We start from the raw sequence: 14,230 nt of genomic DNA on the forward strand, positions 1-14,230 counted from the left end.
AGAAGAGTGTGCGTGCGGAACATCAGTGATCCGGACATCTTTGACTCCAGGCGTCGAGAGGCCATCGTGGACAGTCAGCACTGGCACGCCACCGTCACGGCGGCGCAGGACGGCGACCGGCGGGCGCTGGACGAGCTGGTCGCGGGCTGGCTGCCGCTGGTCTACAACATCGTGGGCCGGGCCCTGAACGGCCACGCCGACGTCGACGACGTCGTCCAGGAGACCATGCTCCGCGCGGTCGGTAACCTCGGCTCACTGCGCGACCCGGACAGCTTCCGGTCCTGGCTGGTGGCGATCGCCATGCGGCAGATACGGGACCGCGCGCGCCGCAGGACCCCGGGCCGGCTGGAGGAGACGGAGTCCTCCGACTTCGCCGAACTGACCGTGCTGCGGCTCCAGTTGGAGGGCCAGCGGCGCGAGGTCGCCGAGGCGGCGCGCTGGCTCGACGACGAGGACCGTCACCTGCTGTCGCTGTGGTGGCTGGAGGTCGCGGGCGAACTGACCCGGCGCGAACTGGCCGCCGCCGTCGGCATCACCCGCCAGCACGCCGCCGTGCGCGTCCAGCGGATGAAGGAGCGCCTGGAGACCTCGCGCGGCATCGTCCGCGCCCTGGACGGCGCCTGCGCCGACCTGCGCGAGCTGACCGGCCGCTGGAACGGCCGGCCGGACTCGGTGTGGCGCAAACGGCTGGCCCGGCACATCCGCGGCTGCGGCTACTGCGGCGGCACCCGCGAGTCCGTCGTACCGGCGGAACGCCTCCTGGTCGGCATCGCGCTCGTCCCGCTGCCCGTCGGGTTCACCCTGTCGCTCGCCTTCGGCGGCAAGACGGCCGTGGCGGTCGGCTCGGCCGGCTCGGTCGGCTGGTCCGCCAAGCTGCTCGGCGCCCTCACCAAGCCGGCCGTCGCGATGACCGCCGGCGCGACCATCGTGGCGGGCGGCGCCTACGTCGTCACCCAGCCGCCGGACGCCCCGCCGCCCCGGGCCGCGGCCACCCCCACGGCGACGGCCACCACGTCCGGCCCCCGCCGTCCTCCGCCCCGCCCGCCCCGAAGCCCTCGCCGACGAAGAAGGCCGACCTCTACGGCACGGTCGTCGACGCCGTCGACCGCGCCCCCGACCCGAACGCCCGGCCCGCCGCCCTGCCGCGCCGCCCCGAGCCCGGCATCACCAGCACCGGAGGCCCGAAGGCCGTCATGCAGCACCGGGGCGACAGCGTGACGCTGAGCGGCCGGGGCTACGTCCTGGTCCGCTGGCAGATCTCGCCCAAGTCCCGGCCCGGCGCGCTGGTCATGCCCTCCTGGACCGGCCTGAAGGGCAAGCTCTTCCACGTGGCGTCCGGCGGCTGGCGCCGGATGGACGACCCGCTGCCCGGCGCCCCGAACGGCTACGCCACCGGCATGGGCGGGCCCGCCATCGGCCACGCCGAACTGCCGCCCGGCACCCAGCAGATGTGGCAGAACGAGTACTTCTATGTCGACGGCACCGTCACCCTCACCCAGAACGAACGGGGCTGCGACTACGGCCTGATCGTCTTCCCCTCGAACCGGCAGGCCGTGGAGGAGGACATCAACGCCGGTCCCGCCCAGGGCGCCCTGCGCTACGGCCTCGTCCGCGACACCGGCACGGACAGCGCGCCGGTGCCGCAGTACGTCACCCGCTCGGCCCCGGCCGATCCGGCGGCGGTGCCGCAGCGCTCGCGCGTGTAGCGCACAGCACGTCGACGCGGTTGGTCGTGATCGAGTCAACCCCGGCGTCCAGGAGCCGTCGCATGGAGCGGCGGGTGTCGGGCGTCCACACGGACACCAGATACCCCTCGCGGTGCACCCGCTCGGCGAGGGGCCGGTCCACCAGGGAGAACCGGTAGTTGAGCCAGCGCGGGCGGATCGCCTTCAGCAGGACCGGCCGGGGCGGGGCCAGGGTCGTCCAGGTGAGGGCGATCTCCGCTTCCGGGTCCGCCGCGCGCACGGCGAGCATGGCGTCGGCGCCCGCGCAGTAGTACACACGGCCCGCCGCCCCGGCGTCCCGTACGGCGTCCATGATGCGGCGCACCGCCCGCACGCCGGGCGAGCCGGGCAGGTCGATCATCACCCGGTGCCCGTCGGTCGCGGCCAGCGCCTCCGTCAGCGACGGCACCCCGCCGCCGGTCAGCCCGCGCACCTCCTCAAAGGACAGCGCGCGCACCGGCCGCTCCTGCTCCCACAGCCGCTTCAGCGTGTCGTCGTGCAGCAGGACCGGCACGCCGTCCCGGGTGAGGCGTACGTCGATCTCCACCGCGTCCGCGCCCCGTCGCAGTGCGGAACGCAGCGAGGCGACGGTGTTCTCGCGGTGGCGGTAGGGGTCGCCGCGGTGGCCGACGGCGAGGGGAACAGGCGTCACCGGTCGAGCCACCCCGCGGTGTACGTGTCGATCTCGCCCTTGATCCGGGCCTGGCCCGCCGCGTCCAGGAAGGACACGTCCACGGCGTTCTTCGCCAGCTCGGCCAGGCCCCGCTCGTCGAGGCCGAGCAGCCGGGCGGCCACCGCGTACTCGTTGTCGAGGTCGGTGCCGAACATCGGCGGGTCGTCGGAGTTGATCGTGACGACGACTCCGGCCTCGACGAACTCCTTGATCGGGTGCTCGTCGAGGGTGCGGACCGCGCGCGTGGCGATGTTGGAGGTCGGGCACACCTCCAGCGCGATCCGGTGCTCGGCGAGATGCGCGAGGAGCTTCGGGTCCTGCGCGGAACTGGTGCCGTGGCCGATGCGCTCGGCCCGCAGCTCCGTGAGGGCGTCCCACACCGTCTCCGGGCCGGTGGTCTCGCCCGCGTGCGGTACGGAGCGCAGCCCGGCCGCGATCGCCCGGTCGAAGTAGGGCTTGAACTGCGGACGCGGCACGCCGACTTCGGGCCCGCCCAGGCCGAAGGAGACCAGGCCCTCCGGGCGCAGCCGGTCGTCGGTGGCGAGCCGGGTCGTCTCCTCGGCGGCCTCCAGACCGGCCTCGCCCGGTATGTCGAAGCACCAGCGCAGGATCGTCCCGAACTCGGCCTCGGCGGCCTTGCGGGCGTCCTCGATCGCCTCCATGAAGGCACGCTCGTCGATGCCGCGCCGGGTGGAGGAGAACGGCGTGATGGTCAGCTCGGCGTACCGCACCTGCTGCCGTGCCAGGTCACGCGCCACCTCGTAGGTGAGCAGCCGGACGTCCTCCGGAGTGCGGATCAGATCGACGACCGACAGATACACCTCGATGAAATGGGCGAAGTCGGTGAAGGTGAAGTAGTCGACCAGGGCGGCGGGGTCGGTGGGCACCTTGGAGTCGGGGTGCCGGGCGGCCAGCTCGGACACGATCCGGGGGGAGGCGGAGCCCACGTGGTGCACATGCAGTTCGGCCTTGGGCAGTTCCGCGATGAACGCGGTCAGGTCGCGCGGGGCGTGGGGGTCGACAAGATGCTGGGCCAAGGGTTCCTCCCCGGAACGGCGCCCTTGCCGCACGAGGGGGGCGGGCGCGGGTGATCGGCTGATCGATGACTCGGATGCATCGTATGCGGTGGGTGCGGCGCCCTTTCTTCTCAGGGGCGCGGGGCTGTATCGATGTGCGGCTCCGCCGCGTGGGCGAGAGCAACCCCCCACGCACCCGCACGACGGCACGCACCGCACCGCCCCGTAGCATGACGGCACGAACGATCCCGGGGGGATACAGGATGACGGACGCGACGCAACCCGACGGCAGCAGCCACGACCCGTGGGCGCCGCCGGAGAGCAAGACCTCTCTCGACAAGAACCAGACGCCACAGCCGCCGTCCGTACACGACCAGGCCACGGTCACCTCGATGCCGGGCTTCACCCCGCCCACCGGCACGCCACAGTTCGACACCTCCGGCACGGGCGCCGTACCTCCACCGCCCGCCGCCCCCACCGCCCCCGGCGGCTACGGCTACCCCGGCTACCCCCAGGCGGGCCCCGGCTACCCCCAGGGGGGCCCCGGCTACCCCCAGGCCGGCTACGGCTGGCCCGGCATGCCCCCGGCCCCCCAGAACGGCATGGGCATAGCGGCGATGGTGCTCGGCATCGTCTCCTGCACGCTGTTCTGCCTCTACGGCATCGTCTCCCTCGTCACCGGCATCCTCGCCGTGGTCTTCGGACTCAAGGGCCGCAAGCGCGCCGAGGCCGGAGTCGCGACCAACCACGGCCAGGCCCAGGCGGGTCTGATCATGGGCATCATCGGGATCATCCTCGGCATCACCGTGATCGTCCTGATCGCCGTCGGCATCACGGCCGCGATCAACAGCGACACCTCGTCCGACGACGACCCGTACTACGGCGCCCGCGGCCCCGTGGCCACCGCCCCGTCCCACCACTGAAACACCCGTCCTCCTCGGCGGACTTGGCCACTACGATGCCTTGGTCTGACAACGAGGGGAGATCGTCCATGTCCAACACCAACCCCACACCCGGTGGGTTCGGTCCGCCGTCCCAGCCTCCGCAGCCCCCGCAGCAGCCGGCCCCCGGCTACGGCTATCCGCAGCAGTCCGGCCCGGGCTACGGCTACCCCCAGGGCAGCCCCGGTTACCCGGCCGCGCCGCCCGTCGGCTACCCGCAGGCGCCCGGCTACGGTATGCCCGCGCAGCCGAGCAACGGCATGGGAACCACCGGACTGGTGCTGGGCATCATCGGCGTGGTGTGCAGCGTGACCTTCATCATGTGGTTCTTCGGCGTGATCCTGGGCATTCTCGCGATCATCTTCGGCGCCATCGGCCGCGGCAGGGCCACCCGCGGTGAGGCCACCAACAAGGGTGCGGCGACCGCCGGCCTGGTCTGCGGCATCATCGCGACCGTGATCCTGCCGCTGCTGGGTTTCCTGCTCTTCGCCAGCATCATGGGCGGGCTCGGCGCGGCCAGCTGAAACCGCCGCTCACAGGGGGCCGGTCCCATGGACCGGCCCCTCGCTCATGCCCTCACCGAGGTCCTCTGTGAGGACCTCGCTCAGACCCCGCGCAGCCGCTCCCGCGCCGCCATCAGCGCGAATCCCAGCAGGTTCGGCCCCCGCCACCGCTCCGGATCAGCAGCCGCCTCGTCGTCCGCGGCCAGCCCGATGCCCCACACCCGGTCCACGGGGCTGGCCTCGACCAGCACTCTCTCGCCGGTGCTCAGCAGGAACTCCCGCAGCCTCGGATGCTCGGCGAACTTGTGGACGCTGCCGTCCACGACGATCCGGAACCGCTCCCGCTCCCATATCGCCTCGTCGAAACCGCGCACCAGCCGCCCGGCCTTCTTCGCCTCGGCGGGATGCGCGGCGGCCAGCACGGCCCGCTCCGCCGCCGCGTCCTCGAACAGCCGGGCCTTGCCCGCCATCATCCAGTGCTCGGCCGTCGCGTACTCCACGCCGGCCACCGTGAACGGCGCCGGCCACCACTGGCTCAGACAGCTCGGTCCGATCCGGCCGTCCGGCCGCGGCCGGTGCCCCCAGAAGTGCAGATACTTGATCCTCGCCCCATCCCGGGACGCCCTGATCAGGGCCTCCCGGGAATCGACCGCCCCCGTGATCTTCTCCATGCACGCGAGTCTGGCACGCACCACTGACACACCGTCCTGCCTTTTCGCGGCGAACTCGACACCTGGTCGACAGATTCCGTCGCGTAACCAAAAATCAACAACGGAATCCCTTGTTGGTGTGTCATTGCTCTGCCAGGATCGGCACTCAAATCGAGCCTGAGCCACGCCGGCCCCACCAGGGGACACGGAGGAGAGCCACATGCACAACCCGGGCAACGCCACCCCGGACCGATTTCCGGCCGCGGAGCGCTTCGCGGAGGGCGCGCAGTTCATCGCGGGCCGTCTGACCAGGGGCACCTCCGGCCGTACCCACGCGGTCGTCGACCCGGCGTCGGGCGAGGAGGTCCTGCGCTACGAACTGGCCGGCACGGCCGACGTCGACCGTGCCGTCGCCGCCGCCCGCGAGGCCTTCCCCGGCTGGGCGGGGGCCACGCCCGGCGAGCGTTCCGACGCCCTGCACCGGTTCGCCGCCGTCCTGGCCGACCGTGCCGAGGACTTCGCCCGTGCCGAGTCGCTGCAGTGCGGCAAGCCGCTGAAGCTGTCCCGCGAGTTCGACGTCCCGGGGTCCATCGACAACACCGCCTTCTTCGCCGGTGCCGCACGGCATCTCCAGGGACAGTCCGCCGGTGAGTACTCCGGCGACCACACGTCGTACGTCCGGCGTGAGCCCATCGGCGTCGTCGGGTCGATCGCACCCTGGAACTATCCCCTCCAGATGGCCGCCTGGAAGGTGCTCCCGGCGATCGCGGCGGGCAACACCATCGTCCTGAAGCCCGCCGAGCTCACCCCGCTGACCTCGCTGCTCTTCGCCCAGGCGGCGACGGACGCCGGGATCCCGGACGGTGTCATCAACATCGTCACCGGCACCGGCAAAGAAGTCGGCGAGCACCTCGTCGGCCACCCGGAGGTGGCCATGACCTCCTTCACCGGCTCCACCGCCGTCGGCAAGCGCGTCGCGGAGATCGCCACGGCCACCGTCAAGCGCCTCCATCTGGAGCTCGGCGGCAAGGCGCCCTTCGTGGTCTTCGACGACGCCGACCCGGAGGCCGCCGCCCACGGCGCGGTCGCGGGCGCGCTCATCAACACCGGGCAGGACTGCACGGCCGCCACGCGCGCGTACGTGCAGCGGCCGCTGTACGAGGCCTTCGTGGAGGGGACCGCCGCGCTCATGGAGAGCGTCCGGCTCGGCGATCCCTTCGCCGCCGGTACCGACCTCGGGCCGCTGATCTCGCACGCCCAGCGGGACCGGGTCGCCGGTTTCGTCGACCGGGCGCGGGCCTACGCGCGCGTGGTGACCGGCGGAGAGGCACCGGAGGGCGAGTTGGCCAAGGGCGCCTACTACCGGCCCACCCTCATCGCCGACGCCGCCCAGGACAGCGAGGTCGTCCAGTCGGAGATCTTCGGGCCGGTCCTGGTCGTGCTGCCCTTCGACACCGACGACGAGGGCATCGCGCTCGCCAACGACACGCCGTACGGGCTGGCGGCCTCCGCCTGGAGCCGGGACGTGTACCGGGCGAACCGCGCCACGCGCGAGATCAAGGCGGGCTGTGTGTGGGTCAACGACCACATCCCGATCATCAGCGAGATGCCGCACGGCGGCCACAAGTCCTCCGGCTACGGCAAGGACATGTCCGCGTATTCGTTCGAGGAGTACACCCAGATCAAGCACGTCATGTTCGACAACACCGCGGTGGCCGCGAAGGACTGGCACCGCACCGTCTTCGGGGACCGATAGTCGTCCGCGTGCCGCCTGACCAACGGCCGACCACCCTTCGAAAGGGCACCACGCGCATGGAGCAGTACGAGCCCGACCGCCTGTCCCCGGCCCAAGTGGCCGCCGTGCGGCGCAGCTTCAGGAACGGCAGGGCCGCCCTCACCCGGCGTTCCCTGCTGCGCGCCTCCGCGGGCGGGGCGCTCGCGGCAGGCGGACTCGGGACGCTGAGCGCCTGCGGCATCCCGGCTGCGGGCACGTCGCAGGGCGGCGTCTCGGCGGAGGACCGCTCCGCGAAGGAGAAGACGGTCGCCTTCTCCAACTGGACCGAGTACATGGACGTCGACGACAGCGGCAAGCACCACCCGACGCTGGAGCAGTTCACCAGGCGCACCGGCATCAAGGTCAAGTACACCGAGGACATCAACGACAACAACGAGTTCTTCGGCAAGATCAAGCCGCAGCTCGCCGCGGGCCAGGACACCGGCCGGGACCTGATTGTCCTCACCGACTGGCTGGCCGGACGGCTCATCCGCCTGGGCTGGGTGCAGAAGCTCGACCCGGCCAACCTGCCGCACGCCTACGCCAACCTGTCGGCCCAGTTCCGCAGCCCCGACTGGGACCCGGGCCGGGCCTATTCGTACGTCTGGCAGGGCATCTCCACCGTCATCGCGTACAACAAGAAGGCCCTCGACGGCGTCGAGGTGAAGTCGCTCTCCGACCTGCTGGACAATCCCAGGCTCAAGGGACGCGTGGGCTTCCTGTCGGAGATGCGCGACAGCATCGGCATGACGCTGCTCGACATGGGCAAGGACCCGGCGAAGTTCACCGCCGACGACTACGACGCGGCCATCGCCCGGCTCCAGAAGGCCGTCGACAAAGGACAGATCCGCCGCTTCACCGGCAACGACTACACCTCGGACCTGACCAGCGGCGACTTCGCGGCCTGCGTCGCCTGGGCCGGGGACGTCGTCCAGCTCAAGGCGGACAGCCCCGACATCGACTTCCTGGTCCCGGACAGCGGCTACATGACGTCGACCGACAACCTGCTGATCCCCAACAAGGCCCGTCACAAGACGAACGCCGAGCGGCTCATCGACTTCTACTACGAGCCGAAGCCGGCCGCCGAACTCGCCGCGTACATCAACTACGTGTGCCCCGTCGACGGGGTGAAGGCCGAGCTGGAGAAGATCGACAAGGACGCGGCGAACAACCCGCTGATCATTCCCGACAAGGCCATGGCCGCGAAGTCCCACGCCTTCCGCTCGCTGAGCTCGAAGGAAGAGACCGAGTTCGAAGCGAAGTTCGCGAAGCTGACGGGGGCGTGACCACCATGACGAACAAGACAGACGCCACGGGCGACGTCCGCCTCAAGGGCATAGCCAAGACCTACGGCGCCTTCACCGCCGTCCACCCCCTCGACCTGACCGTGCCGCAGGGCTCCTTCTTCGCCCTGCTCGGCGCCTCAGGCTGCGGCAAGACCACCACCCTGCGCATGATCGCCGGCCTGGAGGAACCTTCCTCCGGGACCGTGTCGCTGGGCGACCAGGACGTGACGGCGCTCCCGCCGTACAAGCGGCCGGTGAACACGGTCTTCCAGTCCTACGCCCTCTTCCCGCACCTCGACATCTTCGAGAACGTCGCCTTCGGTCTGCGCCGTCGCGGCATCAAGTCGGTGAAGAAGCAGGTCGGCGAGATGCTCGACCTCGTGCAGCTCGGCGAGCAGGCCCGCAAGAAGCCGCACCAGCTCTCCGGCGGCCAGCAGCAGCGCGTCGCCGTGGCCCGCGCGCTGATCAACCACCCCAAGGTGCTCCTGCTCGACGAGCCGCTCGGCGCCCTCGATCTCAAGCTGCGCCGCCAGATGCAGCTGGAGCTCAAGCGCATCCAGACCGAGGTCGGCATCACCTTCGTGCACGTCACGCACGACCAGGAGGAGGCCATGACCATGGCCGACACGGTCGCCGTGATGAACGCGGGCCGAGTGGAGCAGCTGGGCGCGCCCACCGACCTCTACGAGAACCCGCGCACCACGTTCGTCGCCAACTTCCTCGGCACCTCGAACTTCATCGAGGCCGAGGTCGACTCCAGGAACGGCGAGGAGATCGTGCTGAAGGCCGGCGGCGGCAAGCTCGTCCTGCCCGGAGCCCGGTGCGGCGCGCCCACGACGACCGGCGGCAAGGTGCTGGTCGGGGTCCGCCCCGAGAAGATATCCCTCACCCACGCCGACGACGCCGGCGAGATACCGGAGGGCCGCAACCGCATCACGGGCCGGATCGCCGACTCCAGCTTCATCGGCGTCTCGACGCAATACGTCGTCGACAGCCCCGTCTGTTCCGACTTCGAGGTCTACGCCCAGAACATCGACCGCGACCCCCGTCTGGTGCCCGGCGCCGAGGTCGTCCTGCACTGGAACCCGGCCCACACCTTCGGTCTGGACGCCGACCAGGACGCCGATGCCGGAGTGGAAGAGGCGGCCTGATGTCCACACTCACCGAGGCACCACCGCCCCTCGCACCTCAAGCCCCCGAGCCGAAACCCCCGAAGCGCAGGGGCCGCTGGACGCCGTACTGGCTGCTGCTGCCGGGCATCCTCTGGCTGCTGGTCTTCTTCGCGCTGCCGATGATCTACCAGGCCTCCACGTCCGTGCAGACGGGCTCCCTGGAGGAGGGCTACAAGGTCACCTGGCACTTCGCCACGTACTGGGACGCGCTGTCCTCGTACTGGCCGCAGTTCGTCCGGTCGGTGCTCTACGCGGGCACCGCCACGATCCTTTGCCTGCTGCTCGGCTATCCGCTCGCGTATCTGATCGCCTTCCGCGCGGGCCGCTGGCGGAACCTGATCATGATCCTGGTGATCGCGCCGTTCTTCACCAGCTTCCTGATCCGCACCCTCGCCTGGAAGACGATCCTCGCGGACGGCGGCCCGCTGGTCGGCGCGCTCGACACGCTGCACGTCCTGGACGTCACCAACTGGCTCGGCTGGACGGCCGGCGACCGCGTCCTGGCCACGCCGCTCGCGGTGGTCTGCGGTCTGACGTACAACTTCCTGCCGTTCATGATCCTGCCGCTCTACAGTTCGCTGGAGCGTATCGACGGCCGGCTGCACGAGGCCGCCGGTGATCTGTACGCACGCCCCTCGACGACGTTCCGCAAGGTCACATTCCCGCTGTCGATGCCGGGCGTCGTCTCCGGCACGCTGCTCACCTTCATCCCGGCGACCGGCGACTACGTCAACGCCGACCTTCTCGGCTCCACGGACACCCGCATGGTCGGAAACGTCATCCAGACGCAGTTCCTGAGGGTGCTGGACTATCCGACGGCGGCCGCGCTCTCCTTCATTCTCATGGCGGCCATTCTGCTCATGGTCACCCTCTACATCCGCAGGTCCGGGACGGAGGATCTGGTCTGATGCCCTTCGTCAACTGGCTCAAGAGAAATCTCGTCGTCATCGCGGGACTGCTGACACTCGGCTATCTCCTGCTGCCGAACGTCATCGTGACGGTGTTCTCCTTCAACAAACCGAAGGGGCGCTTCAACTACGAATGGCAGCGGTTCTCCCTGGACGCCTGGAAGGACCCGTGCGGGGTCTCCGATCTGTGTGGCTCGTTGTCGATCAGCCTCCAGATCGCGGTCTGGGCGACGCTCGGCGCCACCCTCCTCGGCACCCTGATCGCCTTCGCGCTGGTCCGCTACCGGTTCCGCGCCCGCTCCGCCGTGAACTCGCTGATCTTCCTGCCGATGGCGATGCCCGAGGTCGTCATGGCCGCCTCGCTGCTCACCCTGTTCCTCAACATGGGAGCTCAGCTGGGCTTCTGGACCATCCTCATCGCGCACATCATGTTCTGTCTGAGTTTCGTGGTCACGGCCGTCAAGGCGCGCGTGATGTCGATGGATCCCAAACTGGAGGAGGCGGCGCGGGACCTGTACGCGGGCCCGGTGCAGACCTTTGTGCGGGTCACCCTGCCGATCGCCGCCCCCGGAATCGCGGCGGGCGCCCTGCTCGCCTTCGCCCTCTCCTTCGACGACTTCATCATCACCAATTTCAACGCCGGCTCGACCGTCACCTTCCCCATGTTCGTCTGGGGATCGGCGCAGCGCGGAACGCCCGTTCAGATCAATGTCATCGGCACGGCCATGTTCGTCGTCGCCGTACTGTTCGTGCTGGCTTCCATGGTCGTAGGAAATCGCCGCAACAGGCAAAAGGCATAAAGGCATCACTGTAGGGAGTTGAAATCATGGCCCCGAGCGCCATGAATCAGTGGACTCATTCGCTTTCCGACGTCCAGCCGGTCCCGTACTGGCTGGACGACCCCGGCCGGCCCCGTCCGGAACCCGCCCTCACCACCTCCGAGACCTGCGACCTGCTGGTCGTCGGCGGCGGCTACAGCGGACTGTGGACGGCGCTGATCGCCAAGGAACGCGACCCGGGACGGGACGTGGTGCTGGTGGAGGGCCGCGAGGTGGGCTGGGCCGCCTCCGGCCGCAACGGCGGCTTCTGCGCCGCCTCCCTCACCCACGGCCTGCCCAACGGCCTGGCACGCTGGCCCGGCGAGATCCACAAGCTCCAGGAGCTCGGCACCCGCAACCTCGACGCGATCGAGGCGGCCGTCTCCCGGCACTCCATCGACTGCGACTTCGAACGCACCGGCGAGATCGACGTCGCCACCGAGCCGTACCAGGCGGCGGAACTGCGCGCCTGGCACGAGGAGACGGCCCGCCGGGGCCTCGCCGAGGGCGTCGAGTTCCTGGACGCGGAGGCCGTACGGGAGCAGGTGGACTCACCCACCTTCCAGGCAGGCCTGTGGGACCGCAGGGGTGTGGCGATGCTGCACCCGGCGAAGCTCGCCTGGGGCCTGAAGCGGGCGTGCGTGGAGCTCGGCGTCCGGGTCTACGAGCGCACCCCCGCCCTGACCCTGAAGCCGTACGGCCCCGGCATGGCCGTACGCACCCCCTACGGCCGGATCCGCGCCCGCCAGGTCGCCCTCGGCACGAACATCTACCCGAACCTGGTCCGACGCGTCCGCTCGTACACCGTCCCGGTCTACGACTACGCCTTGATGACCGAGCCGCTCACCGACTCGCAGCTGGCGTCGATCGGCTGGAAGAACCGCCAGGGACTCGGCGACAGCGCCAACCAGTTCCACTACTTCCGCCTCTCCGCCGACAACCGGATCCTGTGGGGCGGCTACGACGCGATCTACCCCTACGGCGGCCGCGTCCGCGCCGAGTACGACGACCGCCCGGAGACCTACGCCAAGCTCGCCGGGCACTTCTTCACCTGCTTCCCGCAGCTGGAGGGCGTCCGCTTCAGCCACGCCTGGGGCGGGGCGATCGACACCTGCTCCCGCTTCTCGGCGTTCTTCGGCACCGCCCACCAGAAGAAGGTCGCCTACGCGGCGGGCTACACGGGCCTGGGCGTCGGCTCCACCCGCTTCGGCGCCGAGGTGATGCTGGACCTGCTGTCCGGTGAGCGCACGGAACGCACGGAACTGGAAATGGTCCGCAAGAAGCCCCTCCCCTTCCCGCCGGAGCCCTTCGCCTGGACGGGCATCGCCCTGACCAAGTGGTCCCTGGCCCGCGCGGACGCCCACGACGGCCGCCGCAACCTGTGGCTGCGCACGATGGACCGGCTGGGGCTCGGCTTCGACAGCTGACCGGGCAGGGTGTGATCCGGTTCACTCCAACGAGGAGCCGAAACCCGCGTAATGACCGTACGGAGACCCCCTTCTCCCTCGTGACGCCCTCGGGACGCGCCGCGTCCGCGAGATTCACGAGCTTCACGAGAGAACAGGGGGTCTTCCTCATGACCGGTGCGAAGACGGCGGTCGAGTGGCTCGCATCCGCCGCACCCGACCCCGAGGCCTGCCGCTGGGAGTGGGAGCGCAACCCGCTCGGGGTCGCGCTGCTGCCGGCCGGCGGCGCCTGGGACGTGCTCATCCTGCCCCCGGACCTCGGCTACGCCACGCTCGACGTGCTCAGCCGCGTGCTCGACCGGCCGGGGCCCGTGCTCGTCGACTTCGGCGACGAGCGCATCGGGTTCTTCGTGCCGCCGGGCACCGCGGCCCGCTGGCTGGGCACGGGCATCAGGACGGCGGGCGCCGGCACCTGGATCGTCGTGCCGTACCCGGGCCGTTCCTCACCCGGCGGCGTCCGCTGGCTGATCCCGCCGGACGGCTCGGGCATGCTGACGGACCCGACCCTGCTGGAACTGGCGATGCACGAGGCGGCGGCGCGACTGGCCACGGAACGGGACGACTAGGGAATGCTCACCGCGGCTGTCCGGCCGTCCCCCGCCTGAGGAGCAGCCACAGCGAGGAGAGCAGCACCGCACCCAGACACCAGCTGGCCGCCACGTCCAGTGGCCAGTGGTAGCCACGGCGGACCAGGCCGTAGCTCGCGCCGAGTACGAGGGCGCCGCAGGCGGTGACCAGGGCGCCGCGGGCGAGGGGGGTGCGGAGCCGGGGGAGCAGGAGCAGGGTGGCGCAGCCGTAGGCGATGGCGGCCGTGGCGGTGTGGCCGGAGGGGTAGTAGCCGGTGCCCGGCGGGACGGCCGGGGTGCCCGGGCGGTCCGTGAGGTCCTTCAGGGGGATGATCAGCGCCGGGACCAGGGCCATGAGGAGGGCCGCGGCGGTGACCGGCAGCCACCAGCGCCGCGTACGGCGGGTCCGCAGGGCCACGTATCCGAGGGCGACGGCGAGGACCGGGACCGCGACCTGGACGTTGCCGAGGTCGGCGAGGAGTTCGGAGTAGCGGTCCGGGTGGACGAGCTCGGCGCTGGCGCGCTCGTCGAGGCGGATCAGCGGGCCGTCGGCGACGACCTGCCAGGTGATCAGGACGAAGAGCAGGGCCGGGAGGCTGAGCAGGAGGGCCACGAAGCGCGTGTGTGTCGCGGTGGGCTCGTCGCGGACCTGGTTCCCGGAGATCGGCATGGGACACAGCTTGGCACGGGCACGGATGCCCTCCGCCGCGCGGACGGCCGCCGTGTTGTCAGT

Annotated in this window: 13 protein-coding genes and 1 pseudogene; 10 read left to right on the forward strand and 4 right to left on the reverse strand. The window is 70.6% G+C overall.

Annotated elements, in window-relative coordinates; translation table 11 throughout:
• Nucleotides 1-66 precede the first annotated feature (66 nt).
• A pseudogene (locus ACQEV8_RS31890) lies at nucleotides 67-1,706 on the forward strand (RNA polymerase sigma factor).
• On the opposite strand, the gene ACQEV8_RS31895 reads toward ACQEV8_RS31890, so the two are convergent.
• A complete protein-coding gene (locus tag ACQEV8_RS31895) occupies nucleotides 1,651-2,376 on the reverse strand; it encodes a glycerophosphodiester phosphodiesterase (RefSeq protein ID WP_432967051.1) in 726 nt (241 codons plus the stop codon). The pseudogene ACQEV8_RS31890 and the gene ACQEV8_RS31895 overlap by 56 nt on opposite strands.
• Nucleotides 2,373-3,434 carry an adenosine deaminase gene (locus ACQEV8_RS31900; RefSeq protein ID WP_432967053.1) on the reverse strand — a complete coding sequence of 354 codons (1,062 nt, stop codon included), beginning with the start codon at nucleotides 3,432-3,434 and terminating at the stop codon, nucleotides 2,373-2,375. The genes ACQEV8_RS31895 and ACQEV8_RS31900 overlap by 4 nt, the downstream gene beginning before the upstream one ends.
• Nucleotides 3,435-3,676: 242 nt before the next feature.
• Here ACQEV8_RS31900 and ACQEV8_RS31905 point away from each other — a divergent pair, with 242 nt between their 5' ends.
• Together ACQEV8_RS31905 and ACQEV8_RS31910 are read left to right on the forward strand one after the other, a co-directional pair.
• Complete coding sequence (locus tag ACQEV8_RS31905; RefSeq protein WP_432967055.1) at nucleotides 3,677-4,336, forward strand: DUF4190 domain-containing protein; 660 nt, start codon at nucleotides 3,677-3,679, stop codon at nucleotides 4,334-4,336.
• Nucleotides 4,337-4,404: 68 nt separating this feature from the next.
• Nucleotides 4,405-4,878 carry a DUF4190 domain-containing protein gene (locus ACQEV8_RS31910; RefSeq protein ID WP_432967057.1) on the forward strand — a complete coding sequence of 158 codons (474 nt, stop codon included), beginning with the start codon at nucleotides 4,405-4,407 and terminating at the stop codon, nucleotides 4,876-4,878.
• An 80-nt stretch (nucleotides 4,879-4,958) separates the two neighbouring features.
• Here ACQEV8_RS31910 and ACQEV8_RS31915 read toward each other — a convergent pair whose 3' ends face one another.
• A complete protein-coding gene (locus ACQEV8_RS31915) occupies nucleotides 4,959-5,528 on the reverse strand; it encodes an NADAR family protein (protein ID WP_432967059.1) in 570 nt (189 codons plus the stop codon).
• Between the two features lie 199 nt (nucleotides 5,529-5,727).
• Here ACQEV8_RS31915 and ACQEV8_RS31920 point away from each other — a divergent pair, with 199 nt between their 5' ends.
• The 7 genes from ACQEV8_RS31920 (at nucleotide 5,728) to ACQEV8_RS31950 (ending at nucleotide 13,497) form a co-directional block, all read left to right on the forward strand.
• On the forward strand, nucleotides 5,728-7,263 hold the full coding sequence (locus tag ACQEV8_RS31920) for a gamma-aminobutyraldehyde dehydrogenase (protein WP_432967061.1): 1,536 nt from the start codon (nucleotides 5,728-5,730) through the stop codon (nucleotides 7,261-7,263).
• A gap of 56 nt (nucleotides 7,264-7,319) precedes the next feature.
• Nucleotides 7,320-8,567, forward strand: coding sequence for a polyamine ABC transporter substrate-binding protein (locus ACQEV8_RS31925; protein ID WP_432967063.1), 1,248 nt, complete (start codon nucleotides 7,320-7,322; stop codon nucleotides 8,565-8,567).
• A gap of 5 nt (nucleotides 8,568-8,572) precedes the next feature.
• The gene (locus ACQEV8_RS31930; protein WP_432967065.1) at nucleotides 8,573-9,718 is read left to right on the forward strand and encodes an ABC transporter ATP-binding protein; all 1,146 of its coding nucleotides are present in this window, start codon (nucleotides 8,573-8,575) and stop codon (nucleotides 9,716-9,718) included.
• On the forward strand, nucleotides 9,718-10,647 hold the full coding sequence (locus ACQEV8_RS31935; protein ID WP_432967067.1) for an ABC transporter permease: 930 nt from the start codon (nucleotides 9,718-9,720) through the stop codon (nucleotides 10,645-10,647). Before ACQEV8_RS31930 ends, ACQEV8_RS31935 begins: the two co-directional genes overlap by 1 nt.
• Entirely contained in the window at nucleotides 10,647-11,447 is an 801-nt protein-coding gene (locus ACQEV8_RS31940) for an ABC transporter permease (RefSeq protein ID WP_432967069.1), read from the forward strand. The genes ACQEV8_RS31935 and ACQEV8_RS31940 overlap by 1 nt, the downstream gene beginning before the upstream one ends.
• Nucleotides 11,448-11,473: 26 nt before the next feature.
• Complete coding sequence (locus ACQEV8_RS31945; RefSeq protein ID WP_432967071.1) at nucleotides 11,474-12,892, forward strand: NAD(P)/FAD-dependent oxidoreductase; 1,419 nt, start codon at nucleotides 11,474-11,476, stop codon at nucleotides 12,890-12,892.
• A 149-nt stretch (nucleotides 12,893-13,041) separates the two neighbouring features.
• Nucleotides 13,042-13,497, forward strand: coding sequence for a hypothetical protein (locus ACQEV8_RS31950; RefSeq protein WP_432967073.1), 456 nt, complete (start codon nucleotides 13,042-13,044; stop codon nucleotides 13,495-13,497).
• A 7-nt stretch (nucleotides 13,498-13,504) separates the two neighbouring features.
• On the opposite strand, the gene ACQEV8_RS31955 is transcribed toward ACQEV8_RS31950, so the two are convergent.
• Complete coding sequence (locus tag ACQEV8_RS31955; RefSeq protein WP_432967075.1) at nucleotides 13,505-14,167, reverse strand: phosphatase PAP2 family protein; 663 nt, start codon at nucleotides 14,165-14,167, stop codon at nucleotides 13,505-13,507.
• Between the last annotated feature and the right edge of the window lie 63 nt (nucleotides 14,168-14,230).

Origin of the sequence: Streptomyces sp. CA-179760 (assembly GCF_050937045.1) — a bacterium.
Lineage (GTDB): Bacteria > Actinomycetota > Actinomycetes > Streptomycetales > Streptomycetaceae > Streptomyces.

Bases quoted from the DNA above. Each gene is read 5' to 3' on its own strand.
- ACQEV8_RS31915 (WP_432967059.1), bottom strand. From the start codon at position 5,528: ATGGAGAAGATCACGGGGGCGGTCGATTCCCGGGAGGCCCTGATCAGG.
- ACQEV8_RS31905 (WP_432967055.1), top strand. From the start codon at position 3,677: ATGACGGACGCGACGCAACCCGACGGCAGCAGCCACGACCCGTGGGCG.
- ACQEV8_RS31950 (WP_432967073.1), top strand. From the start codon at position 13,042: ATGACCGGTGCGAAGACGGCGGTCGAGTGGCTCGCATCCGCCGCACCC.
- ACQEV8_RS31955 (WP_432967075.1), bottom strand. From the start codon at position 14,167: ATGCCGATCTCCGGGAACCAGGTCCGCGACGAGCCCACCGCGACACAC.
- ACQEV8_RS31930 (WP_432967065.1), top strand. From the start codon at position 8,573: ATGACGAACAAGACAGACGCCACGGGCGACGTCCGCCTCAAGGGCATA.
- ACQEV8_RS31940 (WP_432967069.1), top strand. From the start codon at position 10,647: ATGCCCTTCGTCAACTGGCTCAAGAGAAATCTCGTCGTCATCGCGGGA.
- ACQEV8_RS31935 (WP_432967067.1), top strand. From the start codon at position 9,718: ATGTCCACACTCACCGAGGCACCACCGCCCCTCGCACCTCAAGCCCCC.
- ACQEV8_RS31910 (WP_432967057.1), top strand. From the start codon at position 4,405: ATGTCCAACACCAACCCCACACCCGGTGGGTTCGGTCCGCCGTCCCAG.
- ACQEV8_RS31920 (WP_432967061.1), top strand. From the start codon at position 5,728: ATGCACAACCCGGGCAACGCCACCCCGGACCGATTTCCGGCCGCGGAG.
- ACQEV8_RS31945 (WP_432967071.1), top strand. From the start codon at position 11,474: ATGGCCCCGAGCGCCATGAATCAGTGGACTCATTCGCTTTCCGACGTC.
- ACQEV8_RS31925 (WP_432967063.1), top strand. From the start codon at position 7,320: ATGGAGCAGTACGAGCCCGACCGCCTGTCCCCGGCCCAAGTGGCCGCC.